This is a genomic window from Herbidospora sakaeratensis (genome assembly GCF_001570525.1).
Taxonomy (GTDB): Bacteria; Actinomycetota; Actinomycetes; order Streptosporangiales; family Streptosporangiaceae; genus Herbidospora; species Herbidospora sakaeratensis.
This window is the reverse complement of record NZ_BBXC01000007.1, coordinates 133,643-154,269: the sequence shown is the minus strand read 5'-3', so window position 1 is coordinate 154,269 and position 20,627 is coordinate 133,643. Positions and strand designations below refer to the sequence as shown.

Annotated in this window: 21 protein-coding genes and 2 pseudogenes; 10 read left to right on the top strand and 13 right to left on the bottom strand. The window is 70.7% G+C overall.

What is annotated here, in order from left to right; translation table 11 throughout:
* Positions 1-2: 2 nt before the first annotated feature.
* From AW271_RS00770 to AW271_RS00755, 4 genes are read right to left on the bottom strand one after another with little or no spacing between them, the layout of a single operon-like run.
* Positions 3-863, bottom strand: coding sequence for an LLM class F420-dependent oxidoreductase (locus AW271_RS00770; protein ID WP_062330306.1), 861 nt, complete (start codon positions 861-863; stop codon positions 3-5).
* Positions 864-882: 19 nt separating this feature from the next.
* A complete protein-coding gene (locus tag AW271_RS00765; RefSeq protein ID WP_063817810.1) occupies positions 883-1,428 on the bottom strand; it encodes a DUF305 domain-containing protein in 546 nt (181 codons plus the stop codon).
* Positions 1,425-2,702, bottom strand: coding sequence for a DUF1996 domain-containing protein (locus AW271_RS00760; RefSeq protein WP_218007904.1), 1,278 nt, complete (start codon positions 2,700-2,702; stop codon positions 1,425-1,427). Before AW271_RS00760 ends, AW271_RS00765 begins: the two co-directional genes overlap by 4 nt.
* A gap of 58 nt (positions 2,703-2,760) precedes the next feature.
* Positions 2,761-4,938, bottom strand: a complete 2,178-nt coding sequence (locus AW271_RS00755; protein WP_245652880.1) for a discoidin domain-containing protein — start codon at positions 4,936-4,938, stop codon at positions 2,761-2,763.
* 454 nt (positions 4,939-5,392) lie between these two features.
* On the opposite strand from AW271_RS00755, the gene AW271_RS42085 reads away from it, so the two are divergent.
* Positions 5,393-6,229: a hypothetical protein gene (locus AW271_RS42085; protein ID WP_157553840.1), complete on the top strand. Its 837-nt coding sequence runs from the start codon at positions 5,393-5,395 to the stop codon at positions 6,227-6,229.
* 53 nt (positions 6,230-6,282) lie between these two features.
* Here the strand turns inward: AW271_RS42085 and AW271_RS43035 are convergent.
* A pseudogene (locus AW271_RS43035) lies at positions 6,283-7,040 on the bottom strand (transposase); the annotation flags it as partial.
* Between the two features lie 260 nt (positions 7,041-7,300).
* On the opposite strand from AW271_RS43035, the gene AW271_RS00740 reads away from it, so the two are divergent.
* On the top strand, positions 7,301-8,047 hold the full coding sequence (locus tag AW271_RS00740; protein ID WP_157553839.1) for a hypothetical protein: 747 nt from the start codon (positions 7,301-7,303) through the stop codon (positions 8,045-8,047).
* Between the two features lie 4 nt (positions 8,048-8,051).
* Here AW271_RS00740 and AW271_RS00735 read toward each other — a convergent pair.
* The 8 genes and pseudogenes from AW271_RS00735 to AW271_RS00700 all read right to left on the bottom strand — a co-directional run.
* Positions 8,052-8,345 (bottom strand): annotated as a pseudogene (locus AW271_RS00735) (alpha/beta hydrolase domain-containing protein); the annotation flags it as partial.
* A 189-nt stretch (positions 8,346-8,534) separates the two neighbouring features.
* Positions 8,535-9,479 (bottom strand): serine hydrolase domain-containing protein, encoded by a 945-nt coding sequence (locus tag AW271_RS00730; protein WP_062330295.1) that lies wholly within the window; start codon positions 9,477-9,479, stop codon positions 8,535-8,537.
* Positions 9,476-9,937 carry a hypothetical protein gene (locus tag AW271_RS00725; protein WP_062330292.1) on the bottom strand — a complete coding sequence of 154 codons (462 nt, stop codon included), beginning with the start codon at positions 9,935-9,937 and terminating at the stop codon, positions 9,476-9,478. The genes AW271_RS00730 and AW271_RS00725 overlap by 4 nt, the downstream gene beginning before the upstream one ends.
* 1 nt (position 9,938) lies before the next feature.
* Complete coding sequence (locus AW271_RS00720) at positions 9,939-10,157, bottom strand: winged helix-turn-helix domain-containing protein (RefSeq protein WP_062330290.1); 219 nt, start codon at positions 10,155-10,157, stop codon at positions 9,939-9,941.
* 33 nt (positions 10,158-10,190) lie between these two features.
* Positions 10,191-11,582 (bottom strand): FAD-dependent monooxygenase, encoded by a 1,392-nt coding sequence (locus AW271_RS00715; RefSeq protein WP_062330289.1) that lies wholly within the window; start codon positions 11,580-11,582, stop codon positions 10,191-10,193.
* A 78-nt stretch (positions 11,583-11,660) separates the two neighbouring features.
* Positions 11,661-12,410: a lysophospholipid acyltransferase family protein gene (locus tag AW271_RS00710; RefSeq protein WP_062330287.1), complete on the bottom strand. Its 750-nt coding sequence runs from the start codon at positions 12,408-12,410 to the stop codon at positions 11,661-11,663.
* 28 nt (positions 12,411-12,438) lie between these two features.
* On the bottom strand, positions 12,439-14,088 hold the full coding sequence (locus tag AW271_RS00705) for a thiamine pyrophosphate-binding protein (RefSeq protein ID WP_062330285.1): 1,650 nt from the start codon (positions 14,086-14,088) through the stop codon (positions 12,439-12,441).
* A 41-nt stretch (positions 14,089-14,129) separates the two neighbouring features.
* Positions 14,130-14,903 carry a cyclase family protein gene (locus tag AW271_RS00700; RefSeq protein WP_062330283.1) on the bottom strand — a complete coding sequence of 258 codons (774 nt, stop codon included), beginning with the start codon at positions 14,901-14,903 and terminating at the stop codon, positions 14,130-14,132.
* A 120-nt stretch (positions 14,904-15,023) separates the two neighbouring features.
* Here AW271_RS00700 and AW271_RS00695 point away from each other — a divergent pair, with 120 nt between their 5' ends.
* The 8 genes from AW271_RS00695 (at position 15,024) to dhaM (ending at position 20,625) form a co-directional block, all read left to right on the top strand.
* A complete protein-coding gene (locus AW271_RS00695; protein ID WP_157553838.1) occupies positions 15,024-15,305 on the top strand; it encodes a hypothetical protein in 282 nt (93 codons plus the stop codon).
* 12 nt (positions 15,306-15,317) lie between these two features.
* Positions 15,318-16,712 (top strand): sensor histidine kinase, encoded by a 1,395-nt coding sequence (locus tag AW271_RS00690; RefSeq protein ID WP_062330279.1) that lies wholly within the window; start codon positions 15,318-15,320, stop codon positions 16,710-16,712.
* The gene (locus AW271_RS00685) at positions 16,709-17,371 is read left to right on the top strand and encodes a response regulator transcription factor (RefSeq protein WP_062330278.1); all 663 of its coding nucleotides are present in this window, start codon (positions 16,709-16,711) and stop codon (positions 17,369-17,371) included. Before AW271_RS00690 ends, AW271_RS00685 begins: the two co-directional genes overlap by 4 nt.
* Positions 17,372-17,450: 79 nt before the next feature.
* Positions 17,451-18,056 carry a hypothetical protein gene (locus AW271_RS00680; RefSeq protein ID WP_062330275.1) on the top strand — a complete coding sequence of 202 codons (606 nt, stop codon included), beginning with the start codon at positions 17,451-17,453 and terminating at the stop codon, positions 18,054-18,056.
* Entirely contained in the window at positions 18,053-18,610 is a 558-nt protein-coding gene (locus tag AW271_RS00675; RefSeq protein ID WP_218007902.1) for a class F sortase, read from the top strand. Before AW271_RS00680 ends, AW271_RS00675 begins: the two co-directional genes overlap by 4 nt.
* A 55-nt stretch (positions 18,611-18,665) precedes the next feature.
* Positions 18,666-19,658: a dihydroxyacetone kinase subunit DhaK gene (dhaK, locus tag AW271_RS00670; RefSeq protein ID WP_062332894.1), complete on the top strand. Its 993-nt coding sequence runs from the start codon at positions 18,666-18,668 to the stop codon at positions 19,656-19,658.
* Entirely contained in the window at positions 19,658-20,245 is a 588-nt protein-coding gene (dhaL, locus tag AW271_RS00665; RefSeq protein ID WP_157553837.1) for a dihydroxyacetone kinase subunit DhaL, read from the top strand. Before dhaK ends, dhaL begins: the two co-directional genes overlap by 1 nt.
* A complete protein-coding gene (gene dhaM, locus AW271_RS00660; RefSeq protein ID WP_062330274.1) occupies positions 20,245-20,625 on the top strand; it encodes a dihydroxyacetone kinase phosphoryl donor subunit DhaM in 381 nt (126 codons plus the stop codon). Before dhaL ends, dhaM begins: the two co-directional genes overlap by 1 nt.
* Positions 20,626-20,627 lie beyond the last annotated feature (2 nt).

The window sequence follows — 20,627 nt, the reverse complement described above, 5'->3', positions numbered from 1 at the left end:
TCTCAGATCAGCTGCACGACCGGGATCACCTCTGAGCCGATCTGCTCCAGCGGGGTCAGCTCGTACACCCCCTTGACCTGGCCGATCGCCAGGCTGAAGCCCATCTCGGCGTAGCCGCCGAGGTCGTCGACGATCTTCTGGACGCCGTGGGTGGTGTCGTAGGCGTAGTAGACCGTCTTCTGGATGTCGTCGTAGTTCCTGCCGACCGCCTCGCAGTGGCCGCGCAGCACGTCGAGCTTGTGCTGGAGCTGGTCCGACGGGAAGAGGTTGCAGGCGTCGCCGTACTGGGCGACCAGGCGCAGGGTCTTCTTCTCGCCGCCGCCGCCGATCATGATCGGCGGGTGCGGGCGGGTGATCGGCTGCGGGGAGTTCAGCGGCCGTTCGAGCTGGAAGTGCCGTCCCCGGTACGGGCTCTCGTCGCCCTCCCACATCCGGTGGCAGATCTGCAGCGCCTCTTCGAGCTGCTCGAAACGTTCGGCCAGCGGCGGGAACGGGAAGCCGAGGCCCTTCGACTCCTCCTCGTTCCAGGCGGCGCCGATGCCCAGCCAGGCGCGGCCCCCCGACAACACGTCGAGGGTGGTGACGATCTTGGCGAGCAGGCCGGGCTGCCGGTAGATCACCCCGGTGATCAGGGCCAGCAGCCGCGCCCGCGAGGTGTGCGCGGCGATCCACCCCAGGGTGGTGTACGCCTCCAGCATCGGCTCCTCGGGCGCCCCCACGCCGTGGATCTGCCAAAAGTGGTCCATCACCGCGACGGCGTCGAATCCGGCCTGGTCGGCGGTGGTGACGATCTGGGCGAGCCGGTCACTGAGCACCGGGTCGCCGGGGTACGTGAAACTCGGGATCTGAAGTCCAACCTTCATGCTTACATTCTTACCGCCATTACCTCGCAATTCCGGACAGGGCGGCGAGCTGCTCGGTCCGTGCCGCCGTCATGTCGGCCGCCAGGTCGAGGGCCTCCTCGGCCGCGCCGGCCTTCTGCTCGCTGGCGGTCACCATGGCCGACTGGTCGAGGTGGCCCTTCAGGCTCGTGACGAGGAGCCTGTCGAACGCCTTCCCCTTGGCCTTGGCCGCCGCCTCGATCACGATCGGGGTCGGCATGCCCGGCATGTCGTGCCCCTCGTGCGGGTTGGGGCCCGCCTTCGCGCTGGTCAGGAGCGCGCGAAGACGGGCCAGTTCGGCCCGGTGGCCCTGGCCGACGGACCCCGCCAGTTCGGCGAGCGCGGGGTCCGCGGCCCGGCCCGGGGCCAGGTCGAGCACTTTCAGCACCCGCTCGTTCATCGCCGCCATGAGCTGCGCCCACGCCACGTCCGTCGGGTTGTACGCGGCCACGGCCACCACCGGCTTCGGCGGGGGCGGCGCTTGCGGCGCTTCCGGCGTACAGGAGCAGAGCGCGAGCATCAGGGCGGCGAGAACGAGTCTTCTCATGGGCGGCCGTTGGCCCCGCACTTGATGACCGGACGGATGCAGTCGCGCACCCGCTGCCACATCTCGGCCTCGGGCCAGGCGTTGAAGAAGTCACCGTGCATGGTGAATCCCCGGCCCGACGAGAGGCGGATCCGCGACGGATCGCCGCTCACCGGGTAACGGAGCACCTGGCGCAACTTCGGCACCGGGACCGGGTGGGTCGACGGGCACGCCTGGTTGACCGGGTAGGCCATGTGGCTCTTGTGGTCGGGCGAGTCGAGGTTCACCCCATCCCAGCACTGCGGGAAGTCCAGGTACGACTCCAGCATCGTCCCGGCCGGGCAGTTCACGAAGTCCTTCGACGCCCCCGCCTCGTTGGCGTGCAGGCACGACCACCGGGCGATCGTCGTGCTGTCGGGCGCGGTGGCCTTGGCGTTGCCCGCGACGATGCGCAGGCCCAGCGGCAGCGGCTGGATCTGCGCGGTGATGTCGGGCCGCACGCCCTCGCCGAGGTAGTAGAAGGTCGTGATGACCGGTTCGACGGGCTGGTCGTTGACGTAGAGCGTCGGCACCCAGTACGACGACAGGTCGATGCGCGGGTTGCAGTTGGAGTCGCCCGCGAGGAGCGTCTCCACGGTCGAGCTGGCGTTCGTCGTCAGGTTGCCGAAGAACGAGTGCATGTGCGAGGCGCCCGGCAGGTTCGGGTAGATGATCGGGTCGTCGGGCAGCCGGTGGGTGAACGGGCAGTCGGCCAGGAACTCCGACACCCGCACGATCGGGCCCTGCGGCTGGGTCGGGGTGGGCGTCGGGGTGGGGCCGCCGCCGGGGCCGTACACCTCGAACTCCCAGAGGGAGACGCCGTAGCCGGTGGCGCGGGCGGTCGTGTAGACGCGGATGTAGCGGGCGGAGGTCTGGGTGAAGGAGATCGTCTGCACGCCGCCGGTCTGGGCGGTGCGGTTGGCGACCGTCGTCCAGCTCGTGCCGTTCGAGGAGGTCTGGAGCTGGTAGGCGGTGGCGTAGGCCGCCTCCCAGCGCAGCACGACCTGGTTCATCGTGGTCGCGGCGCCGAAGTCGACGCGCAGCCACTGCGGGTCGGAGAACAGGCTCGACCACCGGCTGCCGGCGTTGCCGTCGACGGCGTTGGCGGCGACGTGCCCGCCCTCGACCGACGACGCGGTGGCGGTCTTGCCCTGTGAGATGGGGGCCGCTTCGGCCCGTTGGGTGACGATCGTGAGCATCGCCAGGATCAGCACGCCGATCGCGGCGATCCTGGCCCACGTGATGGTCAGGGACATCGCGTACTCCAATGGTGGGGGGTGCTCCCCGGGGGCGTGCAGCCCCCGGAGAGGTGGATCACTGGTACACGCGCACGTAGTCGACGAGCATCTGCTTGGGGAAGCCGGTGGAGGCGTCCGGCGGACCCGGCCAGTCGCCGCCGACGGCGAGGTTGAGGATGATGTAGAACGGGTGGTCGTAGACCCACGGCCCGCGGGTCGCCTCGACCTGGGCCTTGCTGAGCGTGAAGACCTGGCGGCCGTCGACGCTCCACGTCATGCCCTGGCTGTTCCAGTCGAGGGCCCACACGTGGTAGTCGTCGGAGAAGTCGGCGCCGTTCGGCAGGGTGTTCGGCGCGCCGATCCCGCCGCCGCCGTTGTAGGCGGGCGCGTGGATCGTGGTGTACGACGTCTTCACGTCCTTGCCGAGCACCTCGACGATGTCGATCTCACCGTTGTACGGCCACGGACGGCCGGTCAGGAAGTCGGCGCCCATCATCCAGAACGCCGGCCACAGGCCGTTGCCCTTGGGCACCTTGATCCTGGCCTCGACCCGGCCGTAGGTGAAGTGGAACTTCGTGCCGGTGTTCATCCGGTGGGAGGTGTACTGGCAGGTGCCGCCGGGGCATGCCGACCCCGGGGTGACCTCCTGGCGGGCCTCCATGACCAGCTGCCCGGCGCCGTTCATGTTGGCGTTGTTGTTGTTGGTGTAGTACTCCAGCTCGTTGTTCGGGCCGGTGCCGGGGTCGGGCCGCCACTTGGCCGCGTCGGGCTTGGTGCCCGCCGCGCCGTTGAACTCGTCGCTCCAGACCAGCTGCGGGGGGTTGCGCGGGTCGGGCGGCGCGGCGGGCGGGGTGTTCGGGGCGCCACCGGTGCCGTACACCTGGAACTCCCACAGGCTGTAGCCGTAGGGGGTGGCGCGCTGGGTGCCGTACATCCGGACGTAGCGCCCGCTCCCCGTCACGTTGATCGACTGCTTGAAGCCGGTCCCGGTGGTCGTGGAGTAGATGTTGGTCCAGTTCGTGGCGTCGTTGGAGGTCTGGATGTTGAACGACCGCGCGAACGCCGGGTCCCACTGCAGGACGACCCTGCGGATCTGGGCCACCGCGCCGAGGTCGACGTAGATCCAGCCCGGGTCGACCCAGCCCGTGGTCGAGCTCGTCGCCCAGCGGCTGGCCGGGTCGAGGTCGAAGGCGCGGGCCGGCGTGCACTCGTAGCAGTTCCCGTCGCTCTGCGACGTGGAGGCGACGGCGGGCTTGTTGTACGACAGCAGCCGTTCCCCGCCCGGGTCAGGTGACGGGGAGGGAGAGGGGCTGGGGCTCGGGGACGGGGAGGGGCTCGGAGACGGGGACGGGCTCGTCGTCGTGGTTCCGGTGCGCACCTGGATCTCGAAGAGGCTGACGCCGAAGGGCAGCGCCCGGTTCGACATCACGATCCGCAGGTAGCGGCCGCTGCCGCTGAGCGTGATGTTCTCCGTGCCGCCCGCGCCGGTCGTGGTCGAGTGGATCTGCGTGAACGTGGTGTTGTTCGGCGAGACCTGCACCTGGTACGTCCGCGCGAACGCGGCCTCCCAGACCAGCGTCAGGCCGCAGATCGACGTGGTGGCGCCGAGGTCGATCGTCACCGACTGGGGCTCGCCGTAGGCGCTGGCCCACCGCGTGCCGGCGACGCCGTCGACGGCGTTGGCCGCCACGAAGGTCCCCTCGGTGGAGGTCGCGGTGATCGGCTTGCCGAGGGCGGCGTTGCCGCCGCACGTGCCGGTCGGGCCGGTGGACCCGTAAACCTGGAACTCCCAGAGGGAGTAGCCCCAGGCGGTGCCCCTCTGGGTGCCGTACATCCGGACGTAGCGCCCGGTGCCGGTCACGTTGAGCGTCTGGACGCCGCCCGTTCCGGCGGTGGTGGTGTGGATCGTCGTCCAGGTGGTGCCGTTGGCGGAGGTCTGGATCTGGAACGCCCGCCCGTAGGCGGCCTCCCAGTTCAGCACGACCTGGCTGATGGCCGCCGAGGCGCCCAGGTCGACCTGGATCCACTGGGGATCGGAGAAGGCGCTGGCCCACCGGGTGCCGGTGCTGCCGTCGACGGCGGCGGACGCCGTGAAGGCCCCCTCGACCGAGGAGGCGGTGGCGGTCTTCCCCTGCGAGAGCAGGGCGTCGGCGGCCTGGGCCGGCTGGATGGCGACGTAGGAGGCGAGCAGCGCCAGCGCTGCCGCGATGAGCACGCCCAGGCGTAACCGGCCCGGACTGCGCGATGAACTCAACGTGTCTCCTCGGGAGGGCGGGGGGTGAAGTTCGGGGAGCGCTCCCTGGGCCCTGAGGTTCTCCTTTTGTTCCGATATCTGTCAAGTATCAAATTAACTCTGACGTAACGAATACGAAAGGGTTAACTGGATCGGAGAGCGCTCTCCCGCAGCGACCCCGGGATCGAAGAGGAGCGTTTGAGCTTTGAATATCCAATGGAACGCTTTTCGGCGACGTCACGGGCCGATTCGCTGACAGGGGCCGGTACGAGCCATTGACGAGCACAGCCAGCGCGGGTCACCCTGGTGAGGGAACGTTCTCTTCATGATCGTTTAACCGCCCCCACGGGCGGCCGCCATAGATTCGTGAACCAGCTTGTACGTCCACTAGACCTATAACGCTTCGATAACACGCCGGGTTTTCCCGGTCGCGGTGCGTAATGTCAGAGCCATGCCGCCCACGACCGAGCACGAGATGTGGCTGGACCTGTTCGCCAACAACCCCCGCCTGGCCCCCGACCTCCTGTCCGAGACCTTCAGTGTCGACGTGCCCTTCTACGAGGAGGCCCGCGTCGAGACCCCGGTGATGAACGAGGCCACGCCCGTCGAACTACGCGCCGACTCGGTGATCGTCCTGCGCAACAGGGGGCGGCCGGTCCTCGCCTGCGTCATCGAGGTGCAGCGCGACCATGACGCGCGCAAGGAGTGGACCTGGCCGAAATACCTCACCGCCGTCCGGGCCCGCCACAAGTGCCAGACCATCCTGCTGGTGATGTGGCCCCGCGCCGGCGGCGCCGAGCGCGTCTCCGCGCCGATCGTCCTCGGCCCCTCCTCCGTCGTGACGCCCTACGTGATCGGGCTGACCGCCCTCCCATTGGTGACCGATCCGGCGCAGGCCATCGCCAATCCCGAACTCGCGACCCTCTCCGCCCTCGCCCACTCCGACGGCCCGGAGCGTGAAGCGGTGCTCGCCGCGACCAGCGCCGGCGTGCTGGCATTCGGGAAAAAAGACGCAAAAGAAGCCAGAACGTACACTGACTATCTCTCGGAGGCGTTGAGCGAAGCCGCCTCCCAGCTGTGGAGGACACTGATGGGTGTGGCATCCAGGGAATACCGCAGCGAGTGGGCCCGCGGATACGTCGCGGAGGGCAGAGCGGAAGCCGTTCTGGCGATCCTCGCGCACCGGCGGCTCACGGTGACCGACGACGTCCGAGACCGCATCCTCGACTGCGCCGACCCGGACCTGACGGAGACGTGGCTGGAACGTGTTTTCCACGTCAACAGCGCCGAGGAGCTCCTCCGAGATCGGTGAACGCATCGACTCCACCACGCCGAATGCCAGGCACGCGGCGAAGCGGGGCGATCGACGCCGACGCCTTCGATGGTCCGGCCGCCGTGCTGTTCGAGACCGAGCTGGCCTTTGAGGGTGTCGTTGACGGACTCGATCAGCTGCCGGACCGTCTTGAGCAGCAATTCTCCTGGACGTGGTGTGCCGCGGTTGCGGTAGGAAGGGCGCAGCAGGCTGACACCCCGGGCGGCCAGGAACCTGTCGAGTTCGGCGGCGACGTAGCCCTTGCCGGCCAGGATCAGCAGTCCGGGCCGGGCGGCGAGCAGGTCGGGTTCCAGGTCGCAGATGGCCATCAGCACCTGGCGTTCGTCGACCTTCGGGTCGGCCAGGGCCCAGGTGATCGGCGGTCCGGCCGGGGTGCAGATCAGATGGAGTTTCAGGCCCCAGTAGAAGCGTGAGCGGGAGTGGCAGTAGCCGGCCCAGTCGGCCAGGTTCGAGCGTAGGACGGCGGGCCGGGAGCGGGCGCGCTCCACGGGGGTGGAGTCCACGATCCAGCACCGGTCGGCCCACAGGTCGGTGTCGGCCGCCAGCGACCGGATCGCCGCGCAGGCGTTTGTTGTAGCCCGGCCGCTAAGGCAGGTACGGGAACATGCCGCGCAGATGGGCGTGGGCGAAACGCAGCCAGCGTGCCTCACCGTGGAATCCCGGCATGGCCTGGGCCACGGGCCAGGGCGAGCAGTTCGGCATCGGTCAGCCAGGGTGGCCGTCCACGTCGCCGCCGGGTCTTCAGCCGGTCGTCGATGTGCGCCATCGACAGTGACCGCCATCGCCACATGGACCGGCCGGTTGGCGACCTGGCCGTCCGTGGTGCAGCATGACGTGATCGGCGTCCGAGGAACAGGCCGGCGGTGGTCACTGATCGTGGGTATGGTCTGCCGGGACACCTCGGCCAGATGCACGAAGGTCTTCCCCGATACGGTGATCGTCCAGCTGGTTCGAGGCCAATGCTGATCGGTTTCGTTATCGCCGCCTGCGACGATGGCCACGTCTTCTGGGATGGACGGAGTCGTGATGAGGCGATCGTCAGCTTTGCTCGTGGCCGCGCTGCTGGCCGGTGGGGTGGCCGAGCCCGCTGCGGCAAGCGCGCAGACCCGGCCGCCCGACCCCGTGCGGGCCGTGCAGAAGCAGTTGCGTCAGGGGCACGGGGTGCGGATCTCCGAGCTCGCCGCGATGATCGACGGGACACACTCCACCGCTGCGGCCCGCATACGCGGTCAGGTGGAACTGAGCCCGAAGGGGCCGGTCGCCTACGACGCCACCAGTCACTCCATTCTCGTTCCGTACGACGACCGGGAAACCTCCTGGCGGGCCGCTCTTGGCGGCGCCGACTGGGACGACACCACGTACGTCGGCGGGGTCACGTACACGCATGAACCGCCCGGCAGTCTCCCCGACGGTAAGTCGTGGATCCGGTGGGACTGGAAGGCGCCGGAGGTCGCGGTTTTCGGCAGTCAGGCGATCAACGTGTTCGACGAACGCGTTCTGCGCACTCTGCTGCGCGGGGTCACCGGCAAGGCCGTTTCCGGCGGGTATGTCTATCGCGGCGTCGTGAGCCACAAGCGGCTGGGGCTTCCTCCCACCGGTGACGTGAAAGACGAGATCCACTGGTCCCTCTGGACCGACGCCAAGGGCCTGCCCACCCGGCTCCGGACCACGGACCTCGTCTATGGCCGGGAGCCGAAGATGGGCCTCAGCTACGACACCCGCTTCCTCGACTGGGGGTTCCCCCTGGTCGTCACCGCGCCGCCGGCTGACCAGGTGATCGACTCGGCTGACCTGTGACGGCTCACCGGGTCGCGTCGTTGAGGTAGCCCTTGCGGATGTTCGACGTGTCGGCCTTTACCACGGCGGCCAGGTAGGCGACCTCCTCGAACGGGATGTGGGCGCCGCACAACCGGCAGGACGACTCGTCCGAGTTGTTGCCGTCCTTCACCGCCGTCGGCGCTGCGACACGCGGATGCCGCCCTGGGCCAGGCCGATCGGCGTTGAACAGCGGCGGCGGCGCGGTCGGGGGCGGGGTGCCTCTGGCCACCCACTTCGACAGGTGGGCGTAGGCCGAGGCCGGCACGTGCCGTGACGGGACACGGCCGAGCGGCCCTCAGTCGCGGATGCGCCCGAGTAGGCGGCCTCCCCGTGCGGCGGGCGGGGGTGCGCACGTCCGTCTCCGACCTGACCTGGAACACCACTCGGGGCCGGTTCGCGTGGGGCCCGCACCTGATCCAAGAAAGCAGACTCCAGCACTCGCCATCGGGAGCCTCTAGTTCCACGATCAAAAGGCCGCTTCCAGGAGTTCGGTGAAGATCGCGATCGGATCCGACCAGTCGCCGTTCGTGTTCGCCACCAGGATCCTCCGCCCGTCCCGGCTCCCGTAGGCGTACGTCCACGAGCCGAAGATCGCGCCGCCCATGCCCCACACCGTCTCTCCGTCCGACAACGTCAGCGACGACACGCCCAGGCCATAGCGGCCGGTCGCCAGCCAATCGGCCGTGGGCACCGTCGTGAACATCTCGTCCTGGAGGTGCGGGGGCAGCAGGTCGCCACGCAGCAAGGAGGTGAAGAAGTCGGCCAGGTCGGGGATGGTGGAGATCATCCCGCCCGCCGCCCAGAAGGGTGACGGGTTGAGTTCCGTGAGGTCGTAGGTCTCCGCTTCCGGGGAAGGGTCGTGGAGACGGCTGTGGTGACGGCCGTGCGGGCCGCGGAAGCCCGCGTCGTCTCCGACCGGCAGATAGGTGCCGGGAAGGGCTTCCGTGATCCGGCCGAGCGCCTGGCTCAGCGGCCGGCCGGTGATCGTCTCGATGAGCCGCCCGATGAGGGCGTAGTTGGTCTGGGAGTAGTGCCACCCCTCGCCCGGCGGGAACGCCGGGGGCTTCGCCAGGCCGATGGCGATCAGCTGGGCGGGGGTGGGGCATTCATACTGGTTGACCTCGTCCTGGAACCGCAGGTAGTCGGCCAGGCCACTGGTGTGCGACAACAACTGGCGCAGGGTCGTGCCGCCCGGTTGCGGGTCGTCGAGGCCGGCCAGGCCGTCGGCGACGAGGGTGAGCATCAGGGTCGCGACGAAGGTCTTGGTCGTGCTGCCGATGCGGAACTCGTGGTCGCGCTCGCGCGGCGCGCCGGCGGTGAAGAAACAGTGCTCGTCGCCGTCGCGGACCTCGGCGGCGATGCCGGGCAGGCCGCCTTCGGCGACGGCGCGGTCGAGGATGTCCTGGATCACGCGGCGTCCCCGGAGAAGCGGGCGATCAGGGCGGCCCGGTCGAACCCGGCCAGGGCCAGCGCCCGGGGCACGGTGCCGATCTCGGCCTGCAGGATGCCGAGCAGCAGGTGGACCGGCCGCAGGTCCTTCTTCCTGCGCGCCCAGGAGAAGGCGCGGTCGAACGCGAGCTTGGCCGACGCCCCCAGGGTGGTCGGCGGGTCGCCCACGCGGGTCGGCTTCGGCAGGCGGTAGGCCGCCGCCGACACCCCCACCGTCTGGAGGCTGTGCTCGAACTCCCCCTGGAGCGCGGCGCGGATCTGGTCGTGGCCGAGGCCGGCCGCGATGAGCTCGGCGTTCTCGCCCGCGACGGCGATGCCGAGCAGCAGGTGGTGGGCCTCCAGGGTGGCCGAGCCGTCGTCGAAGGCCGCAAGGCGCGCCTGCTCGATGACGGAGTTCAGGTAGTGGTCGATGGCGGCCACGTCAGCGCCTCCTCAGGGACACACCGGCTTCGATGAGCCGTTTGGCGTGTTTCTTGTGGACCGCCTGGCGGGTGATGCCCAACGCCTCGGCCACTTCGGGCCAGCTCCATCCGTCGCGCATGGCCTGCTCGACGGCGGCCTCCTCCAGCTGGTCGGCGAGCCGGCGGAGCGCGGCCACGGCGGCCAGGGCGTCGGCGGGATCACTGAGTTCGGGCGGCATGCAAGCAACCGTAGTTGACTAATTCTGAATTAGTCAACCCGAGTTGCTAGCGCCGAACCACCTCTCCAGATGGACGTCGAGCTCCTTCTGGTCCTCCCCCACCCAGGCCACGTGCCCGTCGGGGCGCAGCAGCGCCGGGGGAACGCCGAGGTCCTCACGCAGGACCTCGACCCGGTCGTCCCAGCCCTGCACCGAGAGAGCGCCGACCAGCAGGCCCCGGCCGCCGCGCATCGACGCGTAGATCGACCCGTGGTTCCGCATCCGGCGGCCGACCAGTTCGTGGTCGGAGCCGAAGTCGTAGCGCACCCCGATCGCGGTGATCTTCTCCAGCAGGAAGCGGGTCACGTTCTCGAAGTCCATCAGCTCCGACATCAGGGCGCGCACCGCCTGCGGTCCCGGCTCGGTCGACAGCAACAACATCTGGGCGGCCGTGTTGACCAGCACGTTCGCCGCCACCGGGTGGCGTTCGGCGTGGTAGGTGTCGAGCAGCCCTGCCGGGGCCCAGCCGGTCACCTCGGCGGCGAGCTTCCAGCCGAGGTTGAACGCGTCCTGCACGCCCAGGTTGAGGCCCTGCCCGCCGGTCGGCGGGTGGACGTGCGCGGCGTCGCCCGCGAGCAGCACCCGGCCGACGCGGTAACGCTCGGCCAGCCGGGTCGCGTCGCCGAAGCGGGAGAGCCAGCGCGGTTCGCGGGCGCCGAAGTCGGTGCCGGCGTAGGCCACCAGCTGGCGGCGGAAGTCGTCGAGGGTCGGCGGGGTGGTGGAGACCTCGGCGGCCGGGACGCCGACCCGGTAGACCCCGTCGCCCTGCGGGATCGCGCCGAACTTCAGCTCCGTCTTTCGGACCTCGGCCACCACGGCCGCGATCGTCTCGGGCGACGCGGTGAGCTCCATCTCGCCGAGCAGGGTGTCGACCCGGCTGGGCTCACCGGGGAAGGCGACGCCGAGCAGTTTCCGCACGGTGCTGCGTCCGCCGTCGCAGCCGACCAGGTAGCGGGCCCGCAGGGAGGAGCCGTCGGCCAGCTGGGCGGTGACGCCGTGGTCGTCCTGGGTGAGGCCGGTCAGTTCGGCGCCGCGCCGGATCTCGGCGCCGAGGCGGGTGGCGTGCTCGGTCAGCAGGCGTTCGGTGACCACCTGCGGGATGCCCAGCAGGTAGGGGCAGGAGGTGTCGAGCTCGACCGGCCAGGGCTTGACGATCCCGGCGAAGTGGCTGGTGAGGGGGTATTTCTGCCCGTGCGCGAGGAACGCGTCGAGCAGGCCGCGCTGGTCCATGATCTCCAGGCTGCGGACGTGCAGGCCGAGCGCCTTGGAGTGGGTGACCGGTTCGGCGAGCCGCTCCACGACGACCGTCTCGACGCCGTGCAGGCGGAGTTCGGCGGCCAGCATGACTCCGGTCGGCCCCGCGCCGACGATGATGACGTCAATCATGAGCGGTGATTTTGCAGCACACCCCGGGTCTTGTGGCAAGACCCGGGGTGCGCTATAGCTTGGTAGTGGCGGGGAGGTTCAGTCGTCGCGGTTCTCGCGTTCCTTGCGCTCCGCCTCGTCCATCGCCGCCGCCTCTTCGGGGGTCGGGGCCGTGCCGCCGAGATGGGCGGGCTGCCACCAGGTGCCGGTTCCGTCGTCGCGGTAGGACCGCTGCGCCTTGTCGACCAGCTCCGACAGACGGCGGTGCAGTTCGGCGGTGGCGGCGTCCATGTCCTCGCGGCGTTGCGGGCGCATCGGCTCGCCGATCGAGATGGTGACCGGGATGTTCCGCTGCATGATCTTGCGCGGGCGGCCCTTCGTCCACAACCGCTGGGTGCCCCACAACGAGATCGGGATCAGCGGCACGTTGGTGGCGGCGGCCATGCGGACCGCGCCGTTCTTGATGTCCTTGACGGTGAACGACCGGCTGATGGTCGCCTCGGCGAACACGCCCACCACCTCGCCCGCCTTGAGGGCCTTGAGCGCGGCGATGTAGGCCCCGGCGCCCTCTGCGCGGTCGACCGGGATGTGGTGCATGCCCCGCATCAGCGGCCCGGAGATCCGGTGGTCGAAGACCTCCTTCTTGGCCATGAACCGCACCAGCCGCCGCGACGGCCGCGCCGCGAACCCGGCGAAGATGAAGTCGAGATAGCTGATGTGGTTGCTGACGAGGACCGCCCCGCCGGTGGTCGGGATGTTTTCGGCGCCCTCGATCTCGATCTTCATTCCGAGGACCTTGAACATCGTCAGGGCGGCCCCGATCACCGGGGGATACACGCGCTCAGCCATGCGAGAACCGTAACCTACGCACGCCGGGTCAGTGCCCTCTGAACGCCTCCTCCAGCCACCACGAGCCGCGTTCCCGCGTCACCTTCGCGTGCACGAGAAGCGGCAGGTCACGCGGCCCGTCGAGCCACTCACGCACCGCATCGAGATCGGCGGCGGAGGTGACCGTGACGGCCGCGCAGCCGAACCCGCGCCCGATGGCGGCGAGGTCGACCGGCGGGAAGGTGACGGTGTCGTGCGGAGCCCCGTGGAAGTGGTGGACCTCCGCGCCGTAGCCCTCGTCGTCGTACACCACGACGACCATCGGCAGCCCCAGCCGCACCACCGTTTCGAGCTCCGCGACGCCCATGAGCGCGCCGCCGTCGCCGAGCGCCGCGACGGGCAGCCGGTCGGGCCGGGCGAGCGCCGCGCCGATCGCGGTGGCCAGGCCCAGCCCGATCGACTGGAACGACTGGGTGAAGCAGAACCCGTGCTCGTCGGGCACGTCCAGGAACATCGCCGGATATCCCATGAAGTTGCCCGAGTCGACCGACACGATCCGGTCGGCCGGCAGCAGTTCGTCGAGCCGGATCGTCAGGGTGCGGGGGTCGATGCGCCCCGCGCCGCTCTCGTCGTCGTAGGCGACGTCCTGCCAGCGCCGTCCGGCCGCGATGCGGGCGGCCAGCTCATCGCTCCGGTATCCGTCGCGCTGAGCCCCGATCAGTTCCGTTACGGCTGTCGCACACCCCGCCACCTCCCCGACGACCCCGAAGCTCACCGACCGGTGCGCGCCCAGCGCCGAGGCGTCGAGGTCGACCTGCACCACGGTGGCCGTGGGGGCGATGAGCGCGCCGTGCCGCATCGTCCACATGTTCAGCGCGCACCCCCAGCCCACGATGAGGTCGGCGTCGCGGATGAGCTCGGCCGCGAGCGGCGTGGCGAAGCCGCCCGAGACGTCCAGGTCCCAGGGGTTGCCCTTGAACAACCCGCGCGCGACGGCCGAGGTGGCCAGCAGCGCCCCGGTGCGCTCGCCCAGCAGTTCCAGCTCGCGGCGCGCGTGCCGGGCCCCGCGTCCGGCCACGAAGACCGGCCGCTCGGCGGCGGCGAGCACCTCGGCCAGCCGCTCGACCGTGCCGAGGTCGGCGGCCACGACCGGAGTGTCCTCCGGCGGCCCGGCGGGGAGTGCCTCGGCGGGCAGGTCCCCGGCCTGGTGGCTCTGCACGTCGAGGGGCAGGTTCAGCAGCACGGCCCGCCGCTCCCGCCGGGCCAGGCGATAGGCCGCGACGGCCTCCGCGACGGCCGTCTCCCCCGACGTGATCCGGCCCGAGAGGGCCCCGACCGCCTGGGCGAGCGCCGCCTGGTCGACCCAGAAGTTGGACAGGGGCGAGGTCACCTCGCCGGCCAGCACGAGCAGCGGGGTGCGGCTCTTGGCCGCCTCGGCCAGCCCGGTGATCAGGTTGGTCAGCCCCGGACCCTGGTGCACGGTCACCACGCCGACCTCGCCCGACATGCGGGCGTAGGCGTCGGCCATGGTGGCGGCGCCGCCCTCGTGGCGGGCCGCGACGTAGCGTGCTCCCCCGGCCACGAGGGCGTTGGTCACGTGGAAGTTGCCGGAGCCGACGACGCCGAAGACCGTACGGACGCCTTCTGCCGCCAGCGCCCGCCCGATGGCCTCGTCGACGTGGACTTCGGGCGGGTTCACGGCGCGAGCCACGACCGGCCTTCGGCCGTCCGCGTCTCGCCTCACCGCTCGACCAGGGCCAGCACCCGGACCGGCGACCCCGACCCGCCCGCGATCGGCAGCGGCGGCGCGACCACCACGGCCCCGGTGACCGGCAGCCGGTCGAGGTTGCGGAGCTGGGTCAGGCCGTACTTCCCGGCGCCGAGCAGGAACGAGTGGCACGGGAAGGCCGGGTCGAAGGAGTGCGCCGCACCCGCGTCGGTGCCCACCGTCTCGACGCCGAGCCCGACGATCGGGGTCTGCTCGGCCAGGTAGCGGGCGCACTCGACCGAGACGCCGGGCGTGTGCGGGCCGGTCTCGTTCGCGTTGAGGAACTCGGCCTGGTCGTGGGCGCGCACGTCCCAGCCGGTCCGGTAGAGCAGCCAGCCGCCGTCGGGCAGCGGCCCGTGCTCGGCCTCCCACGCCTTCACGTGGTCGATCTCCAGCAGGAAGTCGGGGTCGGCGGCGGCCTGGGCGGCGAAGTCGAGCACCACGGCGGGCGCGAGCAGCTTCGAGGGGGCGACCTGCGAGACGTCCTCGCCATCGCGGGCGGTGACCCAGTGGATCGGCGCGTCGAAGTGGGTGCCGGTGTGCTCGCCGGTCGAGATGTTGTTCCAGTACCAGCCGGGGCCGCGGTCGTCGTACCGGCTGATCTCCTGCAGCGTGAACGGCACGGTGTTTCCGAACGGCTCGGGCAGCATCAGGATCGGGGTCGACTCGGCCAGCGGCGCGGTCAGGTCGATCACCTCGATCGAACCGCCCTGGATGCCTTCGACGAGATCACGCAGCACCGACATGAGAGAACCCTTTCCATGAGCTTGCGGTGATCTTCCTACAGGTTCGGCGGCGCGGGGAAGATGAGAGTCTTCTCATCGTGCTCCCATGATGTTCTCCCGAAACGGCCCGAGACTGGGGCCATGGGTCGCAGGGTGTCGGTGCTGTTGCTGATCGCCGGGGCGGTGGTCGCCGCGCTGGCCGTGTCCGGCGTCTTCGCGGCGTTCGGCGACGACGGCCCCCAGCTGGGCGGCCCCGTCGTCGTCACGGCCGAGCCGTCCGCGCCCGCGAAGGAACCCAGCCCCCGCCCCTCGACGTCCCCGGCGAAGAAGACTCGTGGTGAACCGGTCAAACCGCCACCCCCGAAGCAGGGCGGGGACGACGACGACGGAGATGACGACGACGATGACGGTGACGACGACTGATCGCGGGGTGCGATGAGCGCCCGTGCCCGGATCGTGGGCTGGATGCTCTTCCTGGTGGCGCTGGCCCTGTCGGTGTCGTTGTCGGCGACGTGGAGCATCCTGCTCAGCCGCCTGGACGCCCGCGTCAGCGCCGAACTGGAGAACGAGACCGAGAAGCTGCGCCGGCACGTCGCCAACGAGACCGCCGGCGGCCCGCCCGCCAGCGTGAAGACGCTGCTCGACGGCTGGTTGTCGGTGAACCCGCCCGACCGGTGGGAGACCTACTTCACGGTCGTCGGCGGCCGCATCGAGTCGATCCCCGGCGGCGACCGTCCCCCGGCCGCGCTCGACGCCGATGAAGACCTCGTGCGGAAGGTCGCCGGCGTCACCGACCGGCCGGTGGCCGGCTGGACCGACAGCACGGCCGGACGGGTGCGCTACGCGGCGATCCCCGTCCAGATCACCGGCGACCCCGCGATCGGCCAGTTCGTCGTGGCCGTCTTCTACGACCGCCACCGCGAGGAGGTCGTGGCGTCGGTGCAGGTCCTGGCGATCACCGGCCTGGCGGCGCTGACGCTCGCGGGCGCGGCCGGGTGGTTCGTCGCCGGACGGGTGCTGGCCCCCATCCGCCTGGTGCGCCAGACGGCCGAGGCCATCTCCGACAGCTCCGACCTGACCCGGCGGCTGGAGGTGACCGGCAACGACGACGTGGCGGCGCTGGCGGCCACCTTCAACCACATGCTCGACCGGCTCGACCAGGCGTTCGCCGCGCAGCGCAAGTTCGCCGACGACGCCGGCCACGAACTGCGCACCCCCATCACCGTCATCCGGGGCCACCTGGAGCTGATGGGCGACGACCCGCACGACCAGCGCGACACCCTGGCCCTCGTCAACGACGAGCTGATCCGGATGAACCGCCTGGTCGACGACCTGCTGACGCTCGCCAAGGCGGGCCAGCCCAACTTCCTCACCCTGGAGCCGGTCGAGCTGGCCGAGCTCCCGGTGGCCGTGGTGGCCCGCGCCCGCGGCCTGGCCGACCGCAAGTGGCGCGTCGACGAGGTCGCCGAGGAGTACGCGGTCGCCGACCAGCAGCGGCTCACCCAGGCGTTGATGCAGCTCACGGCAAACGCGGTGCGCCACACGCGGGAGGGCGACCTCGTCGCGGTCGGCTCGGCGGTGCGCGACGGGCACGTCGTGTTGTGGGTGCGCGACAGCGGCCCGGGGGTGCCGGTGGAAGACCGCGAACGCATCTTCCAGCGGTTCGAACGCGCCCGCATCGCGGGTGAGGGCTCGGGCCTGGGCCTGTCGATCGTGCGGTCGATCGCCGAGGCGCACGACGGCCGCGTTTTCGTGATGGACGCCCCCGGCGGGGGCGCCCAGTTCGTCCTGACGTTCCCGATGGTGGCGGAGAAGATGGAGATGGCGTGAACAGCATCCTGATCGCCGAGGACGAGGACCGCATCGCCGCGTTCCTGGAGAAGGGCCTGCGGGCCAGCGGTTTCGTCACCACGGTGGTGACCGACGGCCTGGCCGCCTACGAGCACGCCCGGACCGGGAACCACGACCTGATGATCCTCGACATCGGCCTGCCGCTGAGCGACGGCTTCACCGTCTTACGGCGGTTGCGCGCGGCCCGCGCCGAGATCCCCGTGATCATCCTGACCGCCCGCGACAGCGTCGGCGACACCGTCGCGGGCCTGGAGGGCGGCGCCGACGACTACATCGCCAAGCCGTTCGCGTTCGAGGAACTGCTGGCCCGGGTCCGCCTGCGGCTGCGCAGCGAACGCGCCCCCGAGGCGACCGTGCTCCGCGTCGGCGACCTGGCCCTCGACCTGCGCACCCGCCGCGCCCACGCGGGGGAACGCTCCATCGACCTGTCGACCCGGGAGTTCGCGCTGGCCGAGGCGTTCTTCCGGCATCCCGAGCAGGTCCTGTCGCGGGAACAACTGCTCAGCCAGGTCTGGGGCTTCGACTTCGACCCGGGCTCGAACGTCGTGGACGTCTACGTGCGCTACCTCCGCCGCAAGATCGGCTCCGACCGCATCGAGACGGTACGCGGCACCGGCTACCGCATGAGATCCCTCTAACCCGGCTCTCAGAGACCCCCAACCCCCGCTCAGGAGGCTGATCTCAGCACCGGAACACGAACCCGAACAGGGAGCTGAGATGAACCTCGAAGCACGCCGAGCCCTCCTGGCCCTCGCCGCCTTCGCCACGGTGGGCGGCGCGACCGCCGCCCTCCCGGCCGCCGCCCACGCGTCCCCGACGTGGACGGCCACGGTCGCGGACGACGACTCCCGCGACGACGACGATGACGACCGCCAGGGCGGCGACGATGACGACGACCGCCCCCGAGGCGGCGTGGAAACCGGCAAGGGCGGCACGTCGGACGATGACGATGACGACGACGACCGCGCTCGCGGCGGCGTCGAGACCGGGGCCGGCGGCACCTCCGACGACGACGATGACGACGACGACCGCCCCCGAGGCGGCGTGGAGACGGGCAAGGGCGGCGCGTCCGACGACGACGATGACGACCGGCCGCGCGGCGGCGTCGACACCGGCGCGGGCGGCACGCAGGACGACGACGATGACGACCGGCCCAGCGGGGGCGTGGACACCGGTATGGGCGGCGCGGCCGATCTGCGGTTCGTCTCGGCCGAGGAGGGCACGAACCCGTGGGTGCCGCTCGGCGTCGCCGGGGTGGCCGGCCTGGGCGCGGTGACGGGTCTGATCGTGCTGGCCCGGCGTCGTCAGGGCGCCGAGTCGTGAAGACGTACACGATGAGAGCCGGAGCTTTTCTGGCCGGCGCGCTGCTGCTCGCGGCGTGCGCCGGGGAGGGCGCACCGCCGGCGCGGGCGTCCGTCGCCCCCGTGAGTGCTAGCGAGGACGTCGCGAACCCGACGCGGGTCCGCATCCCGGCCATCAAGGTCAACTCCGCGATCATCCCGCTGAAGCTCGACAAGAAGGGCAAGCTCATCGCCCCGAAGCGGTTCGACGTCGCGGGCTGGCACAAGTCGGGCCCGGAACCGGGTGAGAAGGGCGTCGCGGTCATCGCCGCGCACGTCGACTCGAAGTCGGGCCCGGCGGTCTTCTACCGGCTGCGGGAGCTGAGGGCCGGCCACAAGATCACCGTCAACCGCGCGGACGGATCGAGCGTGACCTTCACGGTCTACCGGGTCGCCCGGTATCCCAAGAACAACGTCCCGAACAAGCTGGTCTACGCCTCCGGCGGCGGCGCCCAGCTCAGGCTGATCACCTGCGGCGGCACGTTCGACCGCAGCCGGCGCTCCTACCGCGACAACATCGTGGTGTTCGCCCGCTGATCGCCGGGAAGGGGAAGCCGTGAGAACGGCTTCCCCTTTCGCCGTGGAGGCGCACGTGAAGAAACTCATCAACGCGGTCGGCGACGTCGTGCCCGACACGCTCAGGGGCATGGCCGCCGCCCACCCGTCGCTGCGCGTCGACGTCGAGAACCGGATCGTGCTGCGCGCCGCCGGACCCACCCCGGGCAAGGTGGGCCTGGTCTCGGGCGGCGGCTCGGGCCACGAACCGCTGCACGCGGGCTTCGTCGGCTACGGCATGCTCGACGCCGCCTGCCCCGGCGAGGTCTTCACCTCCCCCGTCCCCGACCAGATGATCGAGGCCACCAAGGCCGTCGACGGCGGCGCGGGGGTGCTCCACATCGTCAAGAACTACACCGGCGACGTGCTCAACTTCGAGATGGCCGCCGAACTGTGCGCCGACGAGGGGGCCCGGGTGGTGAGCGTCCTGGTCGACGACGACGTCGCCGTCCAGGATTCGACCTACACGGCGGGCCGCCGCGGCACCGGCGCGACCCTGTTCGTCGAGAAGATGGCCGGCGCCCTGGCCGAACAGGGCGCGCCCCTGGAGGCGGTCGCCGCGATGGCCCGGACGGTCGACGACCGCAGCCGCTCGTTCGGCGTGGCGTTCTCGGCCTGTACGGTCCCCGCGGTCGGCAAGCCGACCTTCGACCTGGGCCCCACGGAGATCGAACTCGGCATCGGCATCCACGGCGAACCGGGCCGCTCACGCGGAGGTTTCCGCGAGGCCAGGGAGCTCGTCCGCCTGGCCATGGACGCCATCGACGCCGACCTCCCGTTCTCCGGCGACGTGCTGGTGATGGTGAACGGCATGGGCGCGACCCCCCTCATGGAGCTCTACGTGGCCTACGGGGAGGTCGACGCCTACCTGCGCGAGAAGGGCGCGACCGCCACCCGCTGCCTGGTCGGCAATTACGTGACCAGCCTCGACATGGCCGGTTTCGCCATCACGACCTGCCTGCTCGACGCCGAGCTGACCTCGCTCTGGGACCATCCGGTGGAGACCCCGGGCCTGCGGTGGGGACGCTGATGGACACGGCCTTCTTCCTGCGCTGGATCGCCGCCGTCACCGAGCGGGTGCGCGCCGACCGCGACCACCTGACCGACCTCGACCGCGCCATCGGCGACGCCGACCACGGAGCCAACCTCGACCGAGGCTTCACCGCCGTGGAGGAGGCCCTGGCCGGCAAACCGCCGCAGACCCCCGCCGAGGTGCTGACGACGACGGGCAACACGCTGATCCGCAAGGTCGGCGGGGCCTCCGGTCCTCTGTACGGCACCCTGTTCCGCACCCTCGGCCGTTCGGTCGGCGACGTGGCCGAGGTGAGCCAGGAGGTTCTGGCCGAGGCGTTCGCCCAGGCCCTGGCCGCCGTGATGAAGCTGGGCTCGGCCCAGGAAGGCGACAAGACGATGATCGACGCGCTGGCGCCAGCCGTCCAGAAGATGAGAGCCTCATTGGAGGCAGCGGCGCAAGCAGCACACGACGGCGCGCGGGCGACGACGCCCATGCGCGCCCGTAAGGGCCGCGCCAGCTACCTGGGCGAGCGCAGCATCGGCCACCAGGACCCGGGAGCCACCTCGATGGCCCTGGTCATCGACGCCCTGAGGGCGGCGTGATGGTCGGCATCGTGCTGATCTCCCACAGCGCCGCCCTGGCCGAGGAGGCGGTGGCCCTGGCCGTCGGCATCGCCGGCGAAGACGCCCCCATCCGCCCCGCGGGCGGCACCGACGACGGCGATCTGGGCACCAGCCTGACCAAACTGGAGGAGGCCGTCGCCGAGGTCGACCAGGGCGACGGCGTGGTCCTCATCATGGACCTGGGCAGCGCCGTCCTCACCGCCCGCACCTTCGTCGAAGACCGCGCCGATGTGGTCCTGGCCGACGCCCCCTTCGTCGAAGGCGCCGTGAACGCCCTGGTCACAGCCGGAACCGGCGCCGCCCTGGACGAGGTGGTGGCGGCCGCGGAGGAGGCCAGGACGATCGGCAAACTCTGCTAACC